Here is a 19,492-nt window from a genome sequence, read left to right as displayed (position 1 = left end):
CTTATGCCTCACCCAGATAAGCGCGGATCACGTCCGGGTTGTTGCGGATCTCTTCCGGCGTCCCGTTCGCCAGCGGCGTGCCCTGGTTCACCACGTAAATACGATCCGAAATGCCCATCACCAGCTTCATATCATGCTCAATCAGCAGGATGGTGGTGTCGTGATGGTTACGCAGCTCGACAATCAGCTCGTCCAGCTCTTTGGTCTCTTTCGGGTTAAGCCCTGCCGCCGGTTCGTCGAGCATCAGGATCTCCGGCTGAGTCACCATGCAGCGGATAATCTCCAGACGACGCTGGTCCCCATAGGCCAGGTTGCTGGCCTGGCGGTTAGCGTGCTGCAGCAGGCCGATACGGTCGAGCCAGGTGGCGGCGCGATCTAAAGCTTCATCCTGGGCACGGCGAAACGCCGGGGTTTTCAGCAGGCCGGAGAAGAGCCCGGTTTTCAGCTGCTGATGTTGCGCCACCAGCAGGTTCTCAATCACCGTCATCTCGCGGAACAGACGCACGTGCTGGAAGGTACGCACCACGCCCATGCGGGCAATCTGCTGGCCCGGCAGCCCTTCCAGGTGCTGGTCGCGCAGCATGATGGTGCCGCCCGTCGGTTTGTAGAAACCGGTCAGGCAGTTAAAGACCGTGGTTTTACCGGCACCGTTCGGGCCGATCAGCGAAACAATCTCTTTCTGATGCAGATCCAGAGACACATTGTTGACCGCCAGCAGGCCGCCAAAACGCATCATCAGGCCGTTAACGGATAATAATGGCTGACTCATGCCTGCTCTCCTTTCGCTTGCCCGTTTTTCAGTTTCAGCTGTGGACGGGTCATCGGCAGCAAGCCCTGCGGACGCCAGATCATCATCAGTACCATCAAACCACCGAGCATCAGCATGCTGTATTCGTTAAAGTCGCGCATCAGCTCACGGGAGACCACCAGCAGGATGGCCGCGAGAATAACGGCAAACTGCGAACCCATCCCGCCGAGCACCACGATAGCCAGCACGAACGCGGATTCCGCAAAGGTAAAGGATTCCGGGCTGACGAAGCCCTGGCGCGCGGCAAACAGCGTTCCGGCGAAACCGGCAAACGCGGCGCTGATGGTAAAGGCGGTCAGCTTGATGCGGGTCGGGTTCAGGCCCAGGGAGCGACAGGCAATCTCATCTTCACGCAGCGCTTCCCACGCACGTCCCAGCGGCATGCGCAGCAGACGGTTAATCACGAACAGGGTGATGACCACCAGCAGCAGCGCCACCAGGTAGAGCCAGATCACTCGGTCGGAAGGGTCGTACTTCACGCCGAAGAAGTTGCTGAAGGTGTCCCAGCCGCCTTCACGGGCGGAACGGCTGAACTCCAGACCGAAGAAGGTCGGTTTTGGGATCTGGCTGATGCCGTTCGGGCCGCCGGTCACTTCGGTATTGTTGAGCAGCAGGATACGGACGATTTCGCCGAAGCCTAAGGTCACAATCGCCAGATAGTCACCGCGCAGGCGCAGCACCGGGAAGCCGAGCAGGAAGCCCGCCGCCGCAGAGACCAGCCCCGCCAGCGGCAGACAGGTCCAGAAGCCGAGACCGTAATAGTGGTTCAGCAGAGCGAAGGTGTACGCGCCGATGGCGTAGAAGCCGCCGTAGCCCAGCACCAGCAGGCCAGACAGACCCACCACCACGTTCAGGCCGAGGCCCAGAATGACGTAAATCATGGTCAGGGTGGCGATATCCACCGTCCCGCGCGAGACCACGAACGGCCACGCCACGGCAGCCACCAGCAGCGCCACCAGGAACAGCTTCTGTTTAACGGTCGAGCCGTCAATCGCCGGCAGAACAAACTTCGGCCCGGAGACGTTTTTCAGCGCCTTCTGGAACAGCGGACGCAGCAGCTGGAAGAAGAAGACCACCGCGGTGCCGACAAACACCCACTGCCAGCGGATATCAGAGGCGGAATCCACCACCAGCTTTGTGCCGCTCAGCTGCAGCTGCACGCCCATAAAGACGCCCGCCAGCAGGAAGAACATCGCCGCAGAAAGCAGCGCCATCGCAAAATGCATCGGTTTCATACTTTCTCTACCTCCGGACGACCCAGAATACCGGTAGGCATAACCAGCAGAACCAGAATCAGCAGGGCAAACGACACCACATCTTTATATTCGGTACTCAGGTAAGCAGAGGAGAGCGCTTCGGCCACGCCCAGAATCAGGCCGCCGATCATCGCGCCCGGAATGCTGCCGATACCGCCCAGTACCGCCGCGGTGAAGGCTTTCATCCCGGCCATAAAGCCGATGTACGGGTTGATCACGCCGTAGAACTGGCCGAGCAGAACACCAGCAACGGCCGCCATCGCCGCACCAATCACGAAGGTCAGGGCGATCACGCGGTCGGTGTTGATGCCGAGCAGGCTCGCCATTTTCAGGTCTTCCGCACAGGCGCGGCAGGCGCGGCCCATACGGGAGTAGCGGATAAACAGGGTCAGCGCCAGCATGGCGAGGAAGGTCACAATCCAGATCACCAGCTGCATGGTGGTAATCGACGCCGAGAAGTTCTCGCTGGCACCCACAATCCACTGGCCGTTAAACAGGCTTGGCAGCGCCACGTCGCGGGACCCTTCGGTCAGGCTGACATAGTTCTGCAGGAAGATGGACATACCAATCGCGGAGATCAGCGCAATCAGACGCTTGGAGCTTCGCACCGGGCGATAGGCCACCCGTTCGATACTCCAGCCGTAGGCGCTGGCAATGACAATCGCCCCGACAAATCCGGCGGCCACCAGCAGCCAGCTGCTGTCGATCCCCATCATCATCAGTGCGGCGATAATCATAAAGGAGACATAACTGCCGATCATATACACCTCGCCGTGGGCGAAGTTGATCATGCCGATAATGCCATACACCATCGTGTAGCCGATGGCGATCAGTGCATAGGTGCTTCCCAGCGTAACGCCGTTAAACATCTGCTGCAGAAAATAGAGAAACTGCTCGGACATAAGGTAACCTTTCTATTCCCGCCCGGACCTGCCGGGCGGTGGGATCATGATTATTTGGCGACCGAGGACGAACCGTCGGCGTGCCACTTAAAGACACCAAACTCAAATCCCTTCAGATCGCCTTTCTCATCCCAGTTCAGCGGCCCAATCACGGTATCTGCCCCGTGTGCTTTTAAATCTTTAATCAGATCCTGCGGCGCTTTGCTGCCGGTACGATCCATGGCGGTGGCCAGAGACTGTACGGCGGCATAGGTGATCCAGACGTACGGACCACTTGCGTCTTTCTTCTCGGCTTTCAGCGCGTTCACGATAGCGCTGTTCGCCGGATCCTGGTCATAGCGTTTTGGCATCGTCACCAGCATGCCTTCGCCCGCATCGCCCGCAATGTTCGACAGCGAGGCGTTACCCACCCCTTCCGGCCCCATAAACTGGGTTTTCAGGCCGATAGAACGCGCCTGGCGCAGCATCTGGCCCATTTCCGGGTAGTAACCGCCGTAGTAAACGAAGTCGATATTCTCTTTTTGCAGACGCGCCAGCAGCGCGGAGAAGTCTTTTTCGCCTGCGGTAATGCCGTCGAAGAAGACCACGTTGGCGCCGCCTTTCTTCAGGCCGTCCTGGACGGAGCGGGCCAGCCCTTCGCCGTACTGCTGCTTATCGTGAATGATGGCAATACGCTGCGGCTTAACGCTTTCGAGGATGTACTTCGCCGCGGTCGGCCCCTGAGACGAGTCGAGACCGGCGGTACGCATGATGTACTGATAGCCGCGCTGGGTCAGTTCCGGGTTAGTGGCGCCCGGCGTGATCATCAGAATGCCTTCGTCCTCGTAGATATCGGACGCTGGCTGGGTGGAGGAGGAGCAGAGATGGCCAATCACATACTGAATGCCATCGTTAACAATTTTGTTGGCAACGGCAACGGCCTGTTTCGGGTCGCAGGCATCGTCATATTCCACGGCAACCAGTTTGTCGCCTTTGATGCCGCCTTTGGCGTTGATGTCTTTAATTGCCTGGCGCGCGCCATTGAACTCCATATCACCCCATTGGGCAACAGGGCCGGACAACGCACCTACCACGGCAACTTTAATATCTTCCGCCATGGCTGCCTGTGAAACTGCCAGTGCAACCATTCCCGCGAGTAATGCTTTCGCGTTCCTTTTCATCGGTGAATCCCCATTCGTGACGTGATGTATATATTTTGTTTTATTATGGTTAAAAAGCATTCTGTACTTTTAATAAACAACGCAACTTTTGCTATTGCCTTTAATGGTTTAGCGCAGTTTTTTCACAAAAATCAGACTAAAATCTCTATATTTCAGGCGATTAAGCAAAGATAATATTCTGAAATCAGGCAGAGATAAACAAATAAAAGTACGAATTGCAGCATAAAATAACGGTACAATGCGCCGAATAAAACGCTGCCTTTTAGGTTAAAATTCTGCTTATTTTTCGATCCCTGCGTTTTAAAACTACGCAACGCAACGCTAAAAAAGTAATCAGCTAGGTAATGGGTTTAAAAAGTGGAAGCGTCTGACAGAATAAATTGAGTACACTGCCTGCACTCTTTTTGATTTGGACAAGCGGCTAATGAAACTGACCATCCACCGTCTGGAGAACTTTAGCGACCAGGATCATATCGACCTCAACAAGATCTGGCCGGAATATTCCCCTTCCTCCCTCAACGTTGACGACACCCACCGTATTTATGCTGCGCGCTTTAACGAGCGGCTGTTAGGCGCGGTGCGGGTAACGCTGAGCGGGACGCAAGGGGCGCTGGATTCCCTGCGCGTGCGCGAAGTCACCCGTCGTCGCGGCGTGGGGCAATATTTGATTGAGGAAGTGATTCGCGACAACCCGAGCGTGGCCTCGTGGTGGATGGCGGACGTCGGCGTGGAAGACAGGGGCGTGATGGCGGCCTTTATGCAGGCCTTGGGGTTCACGGCGCAAAGTAATGGTTGGGAGAAGCGTTAAAAAAGCCGGGTGGCGCTACGCTTACCCGGCCTACGACGTGCTCAATGTAGGCCGGGTAAGGCGAAGCCGCCACCCGGCGATACAGCGGTGCGGCCTGATGCCCTCACCCCGGCCCTCTCCCAGAGGGAGAGGGTGCAAACACTAAAAAAGGCAACTTTCGTTGCCTTTTTGCTTTTATTTAGCGTCTGTAGCAGTGCCGTTGGCATGCCAGTCGAATACACCAAACTCGAAGCCTTTCAGATCGCCCTTCTCATCCCAGGACAGCGGCCCCATTACGGTTTCAACGGAGTTCGCTTTCAGCCAGGTGGCGATTTCAGCCGGTTCAGCTGACTGATTCAGGCCCGCCTGCAGGGTTTGCAGCGCAGCGTAGGTGGTCCATACGAAAGCACCGCTTGGATCCTGTTTCTTCGCCTTGATGGCATCTACGATAGGTTTGTTCGCAGGAACCTGGTCGTAGTTCTTCGGCTTGGTCACCAGCAGACCTTCAGCAGATTCACCGGCGATGTTAGACAGGGAGACGTTCGCAACGCCTTCCGGACCCATGAACTGGGTTTTCAGACCGGCCGCACGAGACTGACGCAGGATCTGGCCCATCTCCGGATGGTAGCCACCGTAGTAAACGAAATCGATGTTCTCTTTCTTCAGGCGCGCCACCAGGGTAGAGAAGTCTTTCTCACCGGCGGTGATACCGTCGAAGAACACCACGTTGGCGTTAGATTTTTTCAGGTTGTCCTGCACGGAACGCGCCAGGCCTTCACCGTACTGCTGTTTGTCATGAACGATTGCGATACGCTTCGGCTTCACTTTATCGACGATGTATTTCGCCGCAGTTGGGCCCTGGTCGGAGTCCAGACCGGTGGTACGCATCACCATCTTATAGCCACGGGAGGTCAGTTCCGGCGCGGTGGCAGCAGGGGTGATCATCAGAATGCCTTCGTCTTCGTAGATGTCAGACGCTGGCTGTGTGGAAGAGGAGCACAGGTGGCCGATAACGTATTTGATGCCGTCATTCACCACTTTGTTGGCAACCGCAACCGCTTGTTTCGGGTCACAGGCATCATCATATTTTACGATCTGCAGCTTTTCGCCTTTGATACCGCCCTTGGCATTAATGTCGGCAACCGCCTGCTCTGCACCTGTAAATTCCTGGTCGCCGTACTGCGCTACCGGACCGGACATGGCGCCAACCACGGCCACTTTGATATCCGCCTGAGCCATAGTGCTGAATGCCAGCGCGATACATCCTGCCAGTAAGGCTTTACCCTTCATATTCATCCTGAGAATCCCCATTGTGATGGTTATTGTGTTTGTTGTGATGTTGTTTTATGGCGCTTTATTTCGATTATGTGTCTGCCGTGCGCGCCTTTTCAGCATACTCTGCTAAAACATACCCCATTTTTATCTATTTGGAATAGCTATTTTGAAATGTATATAAGGTAAGCGAGGCTTTAACGAGTCAGCACACAACGCTGCGATAAGTGTTTGCGAAGGAGGGAGAATTCGCCAGGAGAGGGGCTAAAAAAACAAAACCCCCGAATTTGCATTCGAGGGTTATCGAGGCACTTCGCGAGGATTAGGCTTCGATAGCGGCGCGAAGTTTTTTCATGGCGTTCTTTTCCAGCTGACGTACACGTTCAGCGGAGACGCCGTAGCGGTCGGCCAGCTCCTGCAGGGTGGACTTGTTGTCTTCGTCCAGCCAGCGGGCACGGATAATATCCTGACTACGCTCGTCGAGGCCTTCCATTGCATAGGTCAGCTTGTTAGCGGCCTGCTCTTCCCAGTTGTCGTCTTCAATGCCGTCAGCAAAGTTGGACGATTTATCCTGCAGATACAGGACCGGGGCAATCGGCTGGCTGTCGGAGGCATCGTCGTCGGAGGACATATCAAAGGTCATGTCCTGCGCGGCCATCCGCGATTCCATTTCACGCACGTCTTTGCTGGAAACACCCAGCTCGCGGGCAACCATTTCGACTTCATCCTGGTTGAACCAGCCCAGACGCTGCTTGGTTTTACGCAGGTTAAAGAACAGCTTACGCTGTGCTTTGGTGGTCGCGACCTTCACGATACGCCAGTTACGCAGCACGTATTCGTGGATTTCCGCTTTGATCCAGTGCACAGCAAAGGAGACCAGACGCACACCCACTTCCGGGTTAAAGCGACGCACCGCCTTCATCAGGCCGATGTTACCTTCCTGGATCAGGTCTGCCTGCGGCAGGCCGTAGCCCGCGTAGTTACGAGCAACGTGAACAACAAAGCGCAGGTGAGACAGGATCAGCGTCTTAGCTGCTTCCAGATCGCCCTGGTAATGCAGCTTTTCAGCAAGCTCCTTTTCTTCCTCAGCCGTCAACATCGGCCAGGTGTTAGCGGCCCGGATGTAAGATTCCAGGTTACCAACAGGGGCTAAAGCTAAAGTTTGCATTTCTTTGGTCATTCATTCCTCTCAATCTATTCTTTCTGGCGGCGGTTTGTCCCCATCAGGCAACGAACATGCCAGAATTAATGAGCAACGAGAATATCATTCACTCTTTTATCAGACAGTGATTTTATCCACAAGTTCCGTGTGTAACTGTGAATAAATTACGCACAAATTGTGACACGGGGATGATAATGCGGGTCAGAGACAACAGGGGGACTCTTTCCCTGCACGGTGATTCTCAATGCAGGGAAAGATTATACCAGAGATTTTTTAGTCAGGGGTAAAGTGACGTAAATGTTGCACAGTTGCTAACCAGGCGGCTATCCAGCCAATCATCGAGCAAACCAGCAGCAGTAACAGGCACTCATCGAAGGATAAGCCACTGATATTAAACTTGGTTCCGAAAACCTGCGCCACATCGGTCACCGCAGCGGAAAGACGCATCACCAAAATTTCTGACAAAATCAGTGAAAGAAATGCGCCGACAAAACCGAGCAGTGCGCCGCCATAAAGGAACGGACGCAGGATGAAACCATCGGTGGCGCCAATCAGCTTCTGCACGTTGATGGTGTCGCGACGGGCGAAGATGCTCAGACGCACGCTGTTACCGATCACCAGGAACACCGCCGCCACCATCAGCACGCCGATCATCGCCGCCACGCGTCCGACCAGACCGGTTAACGCCGTGAGGCGGGCGAACCAGCTGTCGTCCATCCGCACTTCATCAATACCATGAATACGGGAAACGCGATCGCGCAGAGTATTCAGCGACTCGGTGCCCTGGAAATCCAGTTTCGGGATCACCACCGCCACCGCCGGCAGCGGGTTCTCTTCCAGCATATCCAGCGCGCCGCCAAACCCGGACCAGTTACGGAACTCACCCAGCGCGTCTTCCCGCGACAGGTAGTTCACCTTCTCGACGCCCTGCTCGGCCTGCAGCTGCCCCACGACCTGCGCAGCGGCGTTGTCGTCGAGGGATTTATCGAGATAGACGGTGATCTGCGGGGAAGGATAGTACTGCGACGCCGCCTCATTGACGTTTTTGTAAACCATGTAGCAGACGCTGGGCAGGGTCAGGGAGATGGCGATAACCATCACCGTCAGGAAGGTGGCGAAGGGTTTGCTTTTCAGATCCTGCAGCGCGCCCTGGAAGGCGTAACGCACCTGCTCGTTAAAGACGTTCGTCTTGCGCGAGTTGGGTTTTGGCGAGGATTTGCTGCGCTTCGGCACGTTGCGGTTGCCGTCACCCGGGCCGCCTGCCGATTTGCGAAAACGGTCGAGTTTGCTGCCAAACTGCCGCATCTGGTTCATTGCGTCACGCTTATTCACCAAGGCCTCCGTGCAAATGCCCGTCACTGAGCGTCAGCATGCGGTACGAACGGCGGGAGATAAGCCCCATGTCGTGCGTCGCCATCAGTACTGTCACTCCCACGCGGTTAAACTCCTCAAACAGACGCAGGATCCCTTCGGAAAGGGCGTCGTCCAGGTTACCGGTCGGTTCATCCGCCAGCAGCACCGCCGGTTTGTTCACCACCGCGCGGGCAATGCCGACGCGCTGCTGTTCACCGCCGGAGAGCTGGATAGGGAAGTTCTTCGCTTTGTCCAGCAGCCCGACCTTATCCAGCGCCGCCGACACGCGACGACGAATATCATCCCCGCTGGCGCCCGCGATAATCAGCGGGATCGCCACGTTGTCGAATACCGTGCGGTCCATCAGCAGATGGTGATCCTGGAAAATCATGCCGATCTGCCGACGCAGGAACGGCACTTCGCGGTTTTTCAGGCGGCTGATGTCATGGCCGCTGAACCAGATTTTCCCGGCGCTGGGCCGTTCGATCCCGCAGATAAGCTTGAGCAGGGTACTTTTCCCCGCGCCGGAGTGGCCGGTCAGAAATGCCATCTCGCCCGGCTGCAGGTGGAAATTAACCCCCTGCAGCGCTTGTCTCCCACCGAGATAGGCCTTGCTGACGTGTTCAAAGCGAATCATTGTTAATCCTCTCGGGCAAAAAGTGCCTCAATAAAGTCGCCCGATTTAAACGGACGTAAATCCTCGATACGTTCGCCAACACCGATGTAACGGATAGGAATACTAAACTGGTCCGCCACCGAGAAGATCACCCCGCCTTTCGCGGTGCCATCCAGCTTGGTCAGCGTGATCCCGGTCAGCCCTACCGCTTCATGGAACAGCTTCGCCTGGCTGATGGCGTTCTGCCCGGTGCTGGCATCAATAGTCAGCATAATTTCATGCGGTGCATCTTCGTCCAGCTTCTTCATGACGCGGACGATCTTCTTCAGTTCTTCCATCAGGTGCGATTTATTCTGCAAACGCCCTGCGGTATCGGCAATCAGGACATCCACATTACGCGCTTTCGCCGCCTGAATGGCGTCGAAAATTACCGATGCGGAGTCTGCGCCAGTGTGCTGGGCAATCACCGGAATATTGTTGCGCTGGCCCCACACCTGCAGCTGTTCAACGGCGGCGGCACGGAAGGTATCCCCCGCGGCCAGCATCACCGATTTGCCCTGCTGCTCAAACTGACGCGCCAGCTTGCCGATGGTGGTGGTTTTACCCACGCCGTTAACGCCGACCATCAGAATAACAAAAGGCATTTTGCCTTCAATATTAAGCGGTTCGTCAACTTTTGCGAGGATTTCGCCCATCTCTTCTTTCAGCAGGCCGTACAGCGCTTCGGCGTCACGCAGCTGCTTACGGCTGGCGCTCTCGGTCAGGCTGCTGATGATTTTGCGGGTAGTTTCTACACCAACGTCGGCAATCAGGAGCTGTTCTTCCAGCTCTTCAAAGAGATCATCGTCGATTTTCTTGCCGCGGAACAGGCTGATAAATCCGGAACCGAGGTTCTCTTTGGTCTTGATCAGGCTGCGTTTCAGGCGGGCGAAGAACCCTTCTTTAGTCGGTTTTTCCTGCTCCTGAGCAATCTCTTCGACCGGCTCGTCTTCTTCAGCGACCGGAACAACGATCACCGCCTCTTCTGCCGCCTCGGCCGCCAGCGCCTGAGCTTCCAGCTCTTCGTCGCTGATTGCCTCTTCTTCAGACTCTGGCAGATACTCTTCCGGAATGACTTCTTCAATCTGTTCGGCGATCTCTTCCGGCAGCGGCAGCTCTTCATGCTCAACCGCCTGCACCGGCTCGGCTTCAGGCTCGGGCTCGACAACCGGCTCCGGCACAATGGCGACAGGTTCTGGTTCTACGGCGACAGGCTCCGGCTCGACCGGCTGCGGTTTTTCGCTCTCCTGAACCTGCTCAGTGACCTCAACCACCTCTTCAGCAAAGGCTTCAGTCTCTTGCTGGCTGTGGGCGTGTTCTTCTGCTTCTACGTCAGCGACGGTTTCAACAGGGGTTTCAGGCTGCGGCTGTTCAACAACCGCCGGCTGCTCTGCGACCTGTTGTTCTTCGGTCTGCTGCTCGGTTTCCTGCTCTTTTTGACCAAATCCCAGCCAGGAAAAGAAGCCACGTTTTTTCTCTTTTGCCATCTGCGACTACACCCCTCGCGGTTAATTACTGGCGCTATATACATGGAAGCTAAAAAAATGATGAAATAGTTTATCACTTAACTTAACGCACATCACCGCCTGCAAGCGCAGGCCGTACGAGTGACCTGAGCAACAATATGAAGAAACCCAACCGTGCCGCCGCTGGCCAGATCCGCATTATCGGCGGCCAGTGGCGAGGCCGTAAACTTCCCGTACCGGACAGCCCGGGCCTGCGCCCGACCACCGACCGCGTCCGCGAGACGCTGTTTAACTGGCTGGCACCTTCAATGGTAGATGCCCGCTGCCTGGACTGCTTCGCCGGAAGCGGCGCGCTCGGCATCGAAGCCCTGTCGCGCTACGCCGCCAGCGCCACGCTGCTGGAGATGGATCGCAGCGTCGCCCAGCAGCTGCAGCAAAATCTCGTTACGTTAAAAGCGGCGCACGCCCGCGTCGTTAACACCAACTCCCTCGCGTTTCTGGCCCAGGCGGGCACGCCGCACGATGTGGTGTTTGTCGATCCGCCGTTTCGAAAAGGGCTGCTGGAAGAGACGTTAACGCTGCTGGAAAACAACGGCTGGCTGGCGAATGATGCGCTAATCTACGTCGAGAGCGAGGTAGAAAACGGTTTACCGCCGGTGCCTGCCCACTGGGATCTGCACCGGGAAAAAGTAGCCGGACAGGTCGCCTATCGTCTTTATCACCGACAATCACAAGGAGAGACTGATGCCGGTACTGATTAATCTGGGTCGTTTGCTGATGATTGGGGTCTGGGCATTTTTACTGCTCAACCTCGTCCACCCGTTCCCGCGCCCGATGAACATTTTCGTCAACGTGGCGCTGATTTTTACCTCATTCATGCACGCCCTGCAGATGGTGATGCTGAAAAACGGGATGCCGAAAGATGGCCCGAAAATGACCGGCTGGCAGCAGTTCCGGGTCTTTGTTTTTGGCGTGTTTGAGCTGCTGGTATGGATGAATAAGTTTAAGGCGCAGGCGAAGAAGTAACGTGCGCGCTGTTGCCCGGTGGCGCTTCGCTTACCGGGCCTACGGGTTCGCCGCACATCACGGCGCCGGATCAAACCCCTCAAACCGCGATCCCTTGTAGCTCAGCACCCCTTTATCCCCAACCGTCAGCTGATGGTACTGCTTCTCGTCGAGGCGAAAGGTCATCTCCAGGCCGCCGCTTTCCGGCTTAAAGCTCGCTTCATAGCGCATGGTGGTGCCGGCGGGCGTCACCTGCTGCTGGCGCGAGCGCCTGTCGTTGAGGGCTTTTTCCCGTTTATTGCTCACCACCACCCGCTTTTGCAGCAGCGGCGCGGCGTCGTTATCGGCCTTTTCCCGGCGCTGCTGCACAAAACGAAATGACGCTGCAACGACGATAATCGCCAGCACGATAATAAAAAAGAGCGGCATCTTGCTCATTAGACCATCCTATAAGACCAGGCTGAAATCAGAATAGCGTGCCGCGTCAGGCATTGCTATTGGCCCGTCTGCACCACTACACTGAAGTGAAACTGTTTATTCAACAATAACAGATACAGGGACTTAATATGCTTTGGTCATTTATCGCTGTCTGTTTCTCCGCATGGCTGTATGTCGATGCGTCCTACCGCGGCCCTGCCTGGCAGCGCTGGCTTTTTAAACCCGTCACCCTGTTGCTCCTGCTGCTGCTGGCCTGGCAGGCGCCGATGTTTAACGCGATCAGCTACCTGGTACTCGCCGGGCTCTGCGCCTCGCTGGCAGGCGATGCCCTGACCCTGCTGCCGCGCCAGCGTCTGCTGTATGCCGTGGGGGCCTTCTTCTTATCGCATCTGCTCTACACCATCTATTTTGCCAGCCAGATGACGCTCTCCTTCTTCTGGCCGCTGCCGCTGGCGCTGCTGGTGATTGGCGCGCTGCTGATCGCGGTGATCTGGTCTCGTCTGGAAGAGCTGCGCTGGGCGGTGTGTACTTTTATCGCCATGACCCTGGTGATGGTGTGGCTTGCGGGCGAGCTGTGGTTCTTCCGTCCAACGGCTCCGGCGCTGTCGGCCTTCATCGGCGCTACGCTCCTGCTGCTGGGCAATATCGTCTGGCTGGGTAGCCACTATCGTCGCCGTTTCCGCGCCGATAACGCCATTGCCGCCGCGTGCTATTTTGCCGGGCACTTCCTGATTGTGCGTTCGCTCTATATTTAACGCTTGACTCTGGAGTCGACTCCAGAGTGCATACTGCGGTTAATGAGAAAATTATCATTGCCGGAGAGTGCCATGTCGACTCCAGAAACACCGAAAAAAGTGCTGCAGTTCTCGGCGCTTAAGCTTGCCCCCCTTCCCGCTAAAGACGCCTGTTGCGCCGTGGATCACGCTGCGCCGCAGGCCGAAACCGTGCCGCCCGTAGAAGGCCAGCGTTACAGCTGGGTGGTCAACGGCATGGACTGCGCCGCCTGCGCCCGCAAAGTAGAAACCGCCGTTCGCCAGGTGCCGGGCGTGAATCATGTCCAGGTGCTGTTTGCCACGGAAAAACTGCTGGTGGATGCGGCAAGCAACGTCAGCACCCAGGTCGAGGCCGCAGTGGTGAAAGCGGGCTACACCCTGCGCAACGAAAACGCCCCGGCCGAAAAACCCCCCCTGCTGCGCGATAACCTGCCGCTCATCACGCTGGTGGTGCTGATGGCGCTGAGCTGGATCCTTACGCAGTTCAACCACCCGCTCGGCAACCTTGCCTTTATCGCCACCACCCTCGTCGGGCTATGGCCGGTGGCCCGTCAGGCGCTGCGCCTGATGAAAAGCGGCAGCTGGTTCGCCATCGAAACGCTGATGAGCGTGGCCGCCATCGGGGCGCTGTTTATCGGCGCCACGGCGGAAGCGGCGATGGTGCTGCTGCTGTTTCTGATTGGCGAGCGGCTCGAAGGCTGGGCGGCGAGCCGGGCGCGTAAAGGGGTGAGCGCGCTGATGGCGCTGAAGCCCGAGACCGCCACCCAGGTGATTAACGGCGAGCGCAAAACCGTGCCCATTGCCGCGCTGCGTCCGGGGGATGTGATCGAAGTCGCCGCCGGGGGCCGTCTGCCCGCTGACGGAACGCTGCTTACCGCCGCGGCCAGCTTTGACGAAAGCGCGCTGACCGGCGAATCCATCCCGGTGGATCGCACCGCCGGGGAAAAAGTCCCGGCGGGGGCCACCAGCGTCGATCGGCTGGTCGAGCTGAGGGTGTTGTCCGAACCCGGTGACAGCGCCATCGATCGCATCCTGAAGCTGATCGAAGAGGCCGAAGAGCGCCGCGCCCCGGTGGAGCGTTTCATCGACCGTTTCAGCCGCATCTATACCCCGGTGATTATGCTGGTTGCCCTGCTGGTGGCCGTGGTGCCGCCGCTGCTGTTCAGCGCCCCGTGGGAGGGCTGGATCTATAAGGGGCTGACCCTGCTGCTGATTGGCTGTCCGTGCGCGCTGGTGATCTCCACCCCGGCGGCCATCACCTCCGGGCTGGCGGCGGCGGCGCGACGTGGCGCGTTGATTAAGGGCGGCGCGGCGCTGGAGCAGCTGGCGCAGGTGCAGCAGGTGGCCTTCGATAAAACCGGCACTCTGACGGTCGGCAAGCCGCAGGTGACGGGCGTTTATCCTCTCAACATCAGCGAAAACGATCTGCTGGCGCTGGCAGCGGCGGTGGAGGAAGGTTCCACCCACCCGCTGGCGCAGGCGATTGTACGTGAAGCAAAGGCCCGGAGTCTGACGATTGCGGCAGCGAGTGCCCAGCGCGCGCTGATGGGTTCGGGCATCGAGGCCAGGGTAGCGGACAGCACGATCCTGATTTGTGCGGCGGATAAATTCCCTGCCCCGCCGTTGACGGCGCAAATCGCGTCTCTTGAGCAGGCCGGACAGACGGTGGTCATGCTCGCGCAGGATGGCGTGGCAAAAGGGCTGATTACCCTGCGCGACACTTTGCGTGAGGATGCGAAAGAGGCGGTTCAGGCCCTGCACCAGCTTGGGGTCAACGGGGTGATTTTGACCGGGGATAACCCGCGCGCGGCGGCTGCCATTGCCGGTGAACTGGGGCTGGACTTCCGCGCTGGCCTGCTGCCCGCCGATAAAGTGCAGGCGGTGACGGCGCTGAATGCGCAAGCGCCGCTGGCGATGGTCGGGGATGGGATCAACGACGCCCCGGCGATGAAGGCGGCCACGATTGGGATCGCGATGGGCAGCGGCACCGACGTGGCGCTGGAGACCGCCGATGCGGCGCTCACCCACAACCGCCTGACCGGGCTGGCGCAGATGATTGCTCTTGCCCGCGCCACCCGGGCCAATATTCGGCAGAACATCGCTATTGCGCTGGGGTTAAAGGGGATTTTCCTGGTGACCACGCTACTGGGAATAACGGGATTGTGGCTGGCGGTGCTGGCGGATACCGGGGCGACGGTATTAGTGACGGCGAACGCGTTGCGGTTGTTGCGTGGTCGGTAAGAAAACGCCCGGTGGCGGCTGCGCCTTACCGGGCCTACAACGTCCTCGAACCGTAGGCCGGGCAAGCGCAGCGCCGCCCGGCATTTTTACTACTGCATACCCAACATACGCGGCAACCACAACGAAATGGCCGGAATGTAGGTCACCATCCCCAGCACCACCAGCAACATGCCGTAGAATGGCAGCATCTCCCGCACCACCGCCTCAATCTTCTGCTTGCTCACCGCACTGGCAACAAACAGCACCGATCCTACCGGCGGGGTAATCAGACCGATCCCAAGGTTTACCATCATGATCATGCCGAAATGCACCGGATCGATGCCCAGCGAATTGGTCACCGGCAGCAGGACAGGGGTCAGGATCAGGATGATCGGCGCCATGTCCATCAGGGTGCCAATCAGCAGCAGCATGATGTTGAGGTACATCAGGATCACGTACTTGTTATCCGAGAGTGAAGTAAAGAACTCGGTGATCCGCATCGGCAGCTGCATGTAGGTCATCACCGCGCCAAACGCCGCCGCAAAGCCGATCAGGATCATCACGATGGTTACCGTCTTCACCGTGCGGCACATCAGCTTCGGCAGCTCGTTCCACTTGTAGTCGCGATAGATAAACATGGTGACAAAGAACGCCCACAGGCAGGCGACCGCCGCAGATTCCGTGGCGGTAAAGATCCCCGACAAAATACCGCCCAGGATAATCACCACCGTCATCAGCCCCCACAGGGCATCGAAGAAGATTTTCAGCGCCTGCTTAAACGGGATCCGTTCGCCCTTCGGATAACCGCGCTTATGGGCAAAGCCCAGGCACAGTACCATCAGACAGACTCCCAGCAACAGCCCCGGCAGCACGCCCGCGATAAACAGCGTGGCGATGGAGACGGTGCCCCCGGCCGCCAGCGAGTAAATCACCGAGTTGTGGCTGGGCGGGATCAAAATCGCCTGCACCGAACCGCTGGCGGTCACCGCCGCCGCGTATTCGCGCGGATAGCCCTTCTTCTCCATCTCCGGGATCATCACTGTCCCGATGGAGGCGGTATCCGCCACCGAGGAGCCGGAAATCGCGCCGAAGAAGGTGGAGGCGACGATATTCACCAGCGACAGCCCGCCGCGAATAAAGCCGACGAAGATATAGGCAAAGTTCACCAGACGGCGGGCAATGCCCCCTTCCGCCATGATCGCCCCGGCGAGGATAAAGAACGGGATCGCCAGCAGGGTGAACTTATTCACCCCGCTGGTTATCTGGATCATCAGCGCTTCCAGCGGCAGGTCAATCCACAGCGCACCGGCCACGGCACTTAAGCCGACGGCAAAGGCCACCGGCATCCCCAGCGCCAGCAGAATGGCGAGGGTGAATAACAAAACAAATGCATCCATTGTTCACCCCTTAACTGTGGTTGCCGATCAGCACGACCGGGCGATGTTCCTGAGAGCCAAACATCAGGCGCTCAAGCACAAACAGGATTAACACCGCCGATCCGATCGGCAATGGCAGATAGCTTTCGCCGGAGGTCATGATCGGGAACTCCGCCACCGGTTGCTCCCAGAGTTCAATGCACAGCAGGTAGCTGTACCAGAACATGATCCCCGAGATCGCCAGCATCAGCAGATCCACCGCGCGCGCGCAGAGCGTTTTCAGTGAAGCCGGTAATCTGTCAGTAAGCATATTCACCGCAATATGCGAGCCGGCGCGGTAGCTCACCGCCGCGCCGATAAAGGTGAACGTCACCATGCAGATAATGGCAATCGGCTCCGGCCACGACTCACCGCGGTTGAGTACGTAGCGCGAAAAGATGCCAATGGGGATAACGATAGTCATCACCAGCAGCGACAGCCCGGCTACGGCCATCGCCAGCAGGTAGAGACGGTCCATCCACTTTAGATAAAGTTCGGACATAGAGACTCCGGCTTACTGAACGTCAGCGATCGCTTTCATCAGATCCTGATGCTTCTCGCCATACTGGGCGCGCACCGGCTCTGTCGCTTTGATAAAGACGGCCTTGTCGATGTCATGGAACTGCACGCCGCCGGCCTTCATTTTTTCCAGCGCCTGGGCGTTGTATTCCTGCCACAGTTTGCGTTGCTCCATCTGGGCTTCACGGGCCAGAGTCTTAATCTTCTCCTGCTCGTCGGCGCTCAGCTTGTCCCACTTCACTTTGGAGTAGAGCAGCATTTCCGGGGTGATAAAGTGGCCGCTGAGGGTGTAGTTTTTGGCAACCGGCATGTAGTTGTGGGCGATAAAGGTCGGTGGGTTATTCTCTGCGCCGTCGATAACGCCGGTCTGCATGCCGCTGTACACTTCACTGACCCCCATCGCGACCGAGTTGGCGCCCATATCTTTCAGCGTGGCCAGCGCTACCGGGCTACCCTGAACGCGGATCTTCATCCCTTTCAGATCTTCAGGTTTCACCACCGGGTTCTTGGTGATCAGGTTACGGGTGCCGGAGTCCATCCAGCCGAGGAAGACGAGACGGGATTTCGGGTTATTCGTGAGCTTCTCGCCGATGGATTTGCCGATATCGCCGTCGATCACTTTGTGCATATGGTCTTCATCGCGGAAAACGTAGGGCAGGGTAAAGACTTCGATATCCGGCAGAATCGCCGCAACCGGCGCCATAGAGACGCGGATCATGTCGATGGCGCCCATTTGCGCCTGCTCGATCATCTGCTTCTCATCACCCAACACCCCGCCCGGGAAGACTTTGATATCCAGCTTGCCGTCGGTTTGTTGTTTGAGTTTTTCACCCATATGCTGTACCGCCACCACGTTAGGGTAGCCTTCGGGATGCACATCAGCGGCTTTAATGGTTTGCGCAGAGACGGAGGCAGCAAAAGCTGACAGGCACAGAGCAGCCAGCAACGGCTTGAGGGTCGTTTTCATTGAGTCAACTCCAGGGTAGTGAGGGTGAGTATCGGAACGTTGTTTTAATTATTAACGCTTCAAAACTAGCCTACTGCCTGGAAAACGTGGGTGAAGCACTTCACAAAAAGCGCTAAAAAATGAAATGGTGGTTTAAATTTGTGGCGGCGGTCATGCCGGGTGGCGGCTGCGCCTTACCCGGCCTACGCGTAGGCCCGTGCAAGCGAAGCGCCGCCGGGCAAAATGGCATTAGCCTTTGCGGATAAGATACCGATACGGCAGCGACGCGGTCTCCTGCGCCAGCAGCTCATGTTCCATAAAGGTACAGAAGCCGGGAATATCGCGGGTGGTAGCCGGATCGTCGGCAATAATTAACAGCGTTTCGCCGGTTTGCATCGTGCGCACGGTTTTGCGCACCATCATGACGGGTTCCGGGCAGCGCAGGCCCTGGGCATCAAGGGTGTGGTCCGGGTGGGTAAACAGATCGGTCATCGTCGTCTCGTCCAGATAAAAACGGCAGTAGTTTACGCCCCGGACCGGGCAATGCAAACCAGGTTAACGATTGCGTAAAAATTAGCCGTTGCAAAGCATAGTGAAAGCAGTATGATGCGGCGGTTTTATTGGGTTCCCTCACCCCAAATTTTTAATCAAAAAGGTACAATATGAACTCCTTTACTCAATCGCAGCGCGTAAAAGCGTTGTTCTGGCTTTCGCTTTTTCATCTGCTGGTGATCACCTCCAGTAACTACCTTGTGCAGCTCCCGATCTCCATTTTTGGTTTTCATACCACCTGGGGCGCGTTCAGTTTCCCGTTTATCTTCCTCGCGACCGACCTCACCGTCCGTATCTTTGGCGCACCTCTGGCCCGACGCATTATTTTTGCCGTCATGCTGCCGGCGCTGTTTGTCTCGTACGTGATCTCCTCGCTGTTCTACATGGGAAGCTGGCAGGGCTTCGGGGCGCTGGCGCACTTTAACCTGTTTGTCGCCCGTATCGCCGCCGCCAGCTTTATGGCCTACGCGCTGGGGCAGATCCTCGACGTGCATGTGTTTAACCGCCTGCGCCAGAACCATCGCTGGTGGATGGCACCGACCGCCTCCACGCTGTTTGGCAACGTCAGCGATACGCTGGCCTTCTTCTTTATCGCTTTCTGGCGTAGCCCGGATGCCTTTATGGCCGAACACTGGATGGAAATCGCGCTGGTGGACTACGCCTTTAAGGTGCTTATCAGCCTGGTCTTCTTCCTGCCGATGTACGGCGTGCTGCTGAATATGTTGCTGAAAAGATTCGCGGATAAATCTGAAATGTCGGCATTGCGGGCAGGTTAAGGGTTCCCCTGAACAGTTGTGTTAAGA

Annotated in this window: 20 protein-coding genes; 6 read left to right on the top strand and 14 right to left on the bottom strand. The window is 57.3% G+C overall.

The window, feature by feature from the left end; translation table 11 throughout:
• Position 1 precedes the first annotated feature (1 nt).
• The 4 genes from livG to livK are packed head-to-tail and all read right to left on the bottom strand — an operon-like array spanning position 2 to position 4,126.
• Positions 2 to 769: a high-affinity branched-chain amino acid ABC transporter ATP-binding protein LivG gene (gene livG, locus FFB58_RS19305; protein ID WP_039032512.1), complete on the bottom strand. Its 768-nt coding sequence runs from the start codon at positions 767 to 769 to the stop codon at positions 2 to 4.
• On the bottom strand, positions 766 to 2,043 hold the full coding sequence (locus tag FFB58_RS19300; RefSeq protein WP_039032511.1) for a high-affinity branched-chain amino acid ABC transporter permease LivM: 1,278 nt from the start codon (positions 2,041 to 2,043) through the stop codon (positions 766 to 768). The genes livG and FFB58_RS19300 overlap by 4 nt, the downstream gene beginning before the upstream one ends.
• Positions 2,040 to 2,966, bottom strand: a complete 927-nt coding sequence (gene livH, locus FFB58_RS19295) for a high-affinity branched-chain amino acid ABC transporter permease LivH (RefSeq protein ID WP_039032510.1) — start codon at positions 2,964 to 2,966, stop codon at positions 2,040 to 2,042. The genes FFB58_RS19300 and livH overlap by 4 nt, the downstream gene beginning before the upstream one ends.
• 50 nt (positions 2,967 to 3,016) lie before the next feature.
• Positions 3,017 to 4,126 (bottom strand): high-affinity branched-chain amino acid ABC transporter substrate-binding protein LivK, encoded by a 1,110-nt coding sequence (gene livK, locus FFB58_RS19290; protein ID WP_039032509.1) that lies wholly within the window; start codon positions 4,124 to 4,126, stop codon positions 3,017 to 3,019.
• Positions 4,127 to 4,550: 424 nt separating this feature from the next.
• Between livK and panM the strand changes: the two genes are divergently transcribed.
• The gene (gene panM, locus FFB58_RS19280; RefSeq protein ID WP_039032508.1) at positions 4,551 to 4,934 is read left to right on the top strand and encodes an aspartate 1-decarboxylase autocleavage activator PanM; all 384 of its coding nucleotides are present in this window, start codon (positions 4,551 to 4,553) and stop codon (positions 4,932 to 4,934) included.
• Positions 4,935 to 5,108: 174 nt separating this feature from the next.
• On the opposite strand, the gene FFB58_RS19275 is transcribed toward panM, so the two are convergent.
• The 5 genes from FFB58_RS19275 to ftsY all read right to left on the bottom strand — a co-directional run bounded on the left by FFB58_RS19275 (position 5,109) and on the right by ftsY (position 10,842).
• A complete protein-coding gene (locus FFB58_RS19275) occupies positions 5,109 to 6,209 on the bottom strand; it encodes a branched-chain amino acid ABC transporter substrate-binding protein (protein WP_082019626.1) in 1,101 nt (366 codons plus the stop codon).
• A 298-nt stretch (positions 6,210 to 6,507) separates the two neighbouring features.
• Complete coding sequence (rpoH, locus tag FFB58_RS19270) at positions 6,508 to 7,365, bottom strand: RNA polymerase sigma factor RpoH (RefSeq protein ID WP_138370737.1); 858 nt, start codon at positions 7,363 to 7,365, stop codon at positions 6,508 to 6,510.
• Between the two features lie 255 nt (positions 7,366 to 7,620).
• Positions 7,621 to 8,679 carry a permease-like cell division protein FtsX gene (gene ftsX / locus FFB58_RS19265; protein WP_138370736.1) on the bottom strand — a complete coding sequence of 353 codons (1,059 nt, stop codon included), beginning with the start codon at positions 8,677 to 8,679 and terminating at the stop codon, positions 7,621 to 7,623.
• The gene (gene ftsE / locus FFB58_RS19260) at positions 8,672 to 9,337 is read right to left on the bottom strand and encodes a cell division ATP-binding protein FtsE (protein WP_039032505.1); all 666 of its coding nucleotides are present in this window, start codon (positions 9,335 to 9,337) and stop codon (positions 8,672 to 8,674) included. The genes ftsX and ftsE overlap by 8 nt, the downstream gene beginning before the upstream one ends.
• Before the next feature lie 2 nt (positions 9,338 to 9,339).
• Complete coding sequence (ftsY, locus tag FFB58_RS19255; RefSeq protein WP_138370735.1) at positions 9,340 to 10,842, bottom strand: signal recognition particle-docking protein FtsY; 1,503 nt, start codon at positions 10,840 to 10,842, stop codon at positions 9,340 to 9,342.
• Positions 10,843 to 10,979: 137 nt separating this feature from the next.
• On the opposite strand from ftsY, the gene rsmD reads away from it, so the two are divergent.
• Together rsmD and FFB58_RS19245 are read left to right on the top strand one after the other, a co-directional pair.
• The gene (gene rsmD, locus FFB58_RS19250; protein ID WP_138370734.1) at positions 10,980 to 11,582 is read left to right on the top strand and encodes a 16S rRNA (guanine(966)-N(2))-methyltransferase; all 603 of its coding nucleotides are present in this window, start codon (positions 10,980 to 10,982) and stop codon (positions 11,580 to 11,582) included.
• Positions 11,566 to 11,847: a DUF1145 family protein gene (locus tag FFB58_RS19245; RefSeq protein WP_039032502.1), complete on the top strand. Its 282-nt coding sequence runs from the start codon at positions 11,566 to 11,568 to the stop codon at positions 11,845 to 11,847. The genes rsmD and FFB58_RS19245 overlap by 17 nt, the downstream gene beginning before the upstream one ends.
• A 57-nt stretch (positions 11,848 to 11,904) precedes the next feature.
• On the opposite strand, the gene FFB58_RS19240 is transcribed toward FFB58_RS19245, so the two are convergent.
• A complete protein-coding gene (locus FFB58_RS19240; protein ID WP_138370733.1) occupies positions 11,905 to 12,264 on the bottom strand; it encodes a DUF2500 domain-containing protein in 360 nt (119 codons plus the stop codon).
• A 128-nt stretch (positions 12,265 to 12,392) separates the two neighbouring features.
• Between FFB58_RS19240 and FFB58_RS19235 the strand changes: the two genes are divergently transcribed.
• Together FFB58_RS19235 and zntA are read left to right on the top strand one after the other, a co-directional pair.
• On the top strand, positions 12,393 to 13,019 hold the full coding sequence (locus tag FFB58_RS19235; protein WP_039032500.1) for a lysoplasmalogenase: 627 nt from the start codon (positions 12,393 to 12,395) through the stop codon (positions 13,017 to 13,019).
• Positions 13,020 to 13,091: 72 nt separating this feature from the next.
• Positions 13,092 to 15,278, top strand: coding sequence for a Zn(II)/Cd(II)/Pb(II) translocating P-type ATPase ZntA (gene zntA, locus FFB58_RS19230; RefSeq protein WP_138370732.1), 2,187 nt, complete (start codon positions 13,092 to 13,094; stop codon positions 15,276 to 15,278).
• Positions 15,279 to 15,367: 89 nt separating this feature from the next.
• Here zntA and FFB58_RS19225 read toward each other — a convergent pair whose 3' ends face one another.
• From FFB58_RS19225 to tusA, 4 genes are all read right to left on the bottom strand, one after another.
• Positions 15,368 to 16,654: a TRAP transporter large permease gene (locus FFB58_RS19225; protein WP_138370731.1), complete on the bottom strand. Its 1,287-nt coding sequence runs from the start codon at positions 16,652 to 16,654 to the stop codon at positions 15,368 to 15,370.
• A gap of 10 nt (positions 16,655 to 16,664) precedes the next feature.
• Positions 16,665 to 17,174, bottom strand: coding sequence for a TRAP transporter small permease (locus FFB58_RS19220; protein WP_138370730.1), 510 nt, complete (start codon positions 17,172 to 17,174; stop codon positions 16,665 to 16,667).
• 12 nt (positions 17,175 to 17,186) lie between these two features.
• Entirely contained in the window at positions 17,187 to 18,158 is a 972-nt protein-coding gene (locus FFB58_RS19215) for a TRAP transporter substrate-binding protein (RefSeq protein ID WP_039032497.1), read from the bottom strand.
• 228 nt (positions 18,159 to 18,386) lie between these two features.
• Positions 18,387 to 18,629: a sulfurtransferase TusA gene (gene tusA / locus FFB58_RS19210; protein WP_039032496.1), complete on the bottom strand. Its 243-nt coding sequence runs from the start codon at positions 18,627 to 18,629 to the stop codon at positions 18,387 to 18,389.
• A gap of 170 nt (positions 18,630 to 18,799) precedes the next feature.
• On the opposite strand from tusA, the gene FFB58_RS19205 reads away from it, so the two are divergent.
• Positions 18,800 to 19,465 (top strand): 7-cyano-7-deazaguanine/7-aminomethyl-7-deazaguanine transporter, encoded by a 666-nt coding sequence (locus tag FFB58_RS19205; protein WP_138370729.1) that lies wholly within the window; start codon positions 18,800 to 18,802, stop codon positions 19,463 to 19,465.
• The last annotated feature ends 27 nt before the right edge of the window (positions 19,466 to 19,492 follow it).

Source organism: Enterobacter sp. MF024 (genome assembly GCF_005843915.1).
In the GTDB taxonomy this organism is placed as follows: Bacteria; Pseudomonadota; Gammaproteobacteria; order Enterobacterales; family Enterobacteriaceae; genus Enterobacter; species Enterobacter barmai.
This window is presented reverse-complemented; position numbering and strand designations above follow the sequence as displayed.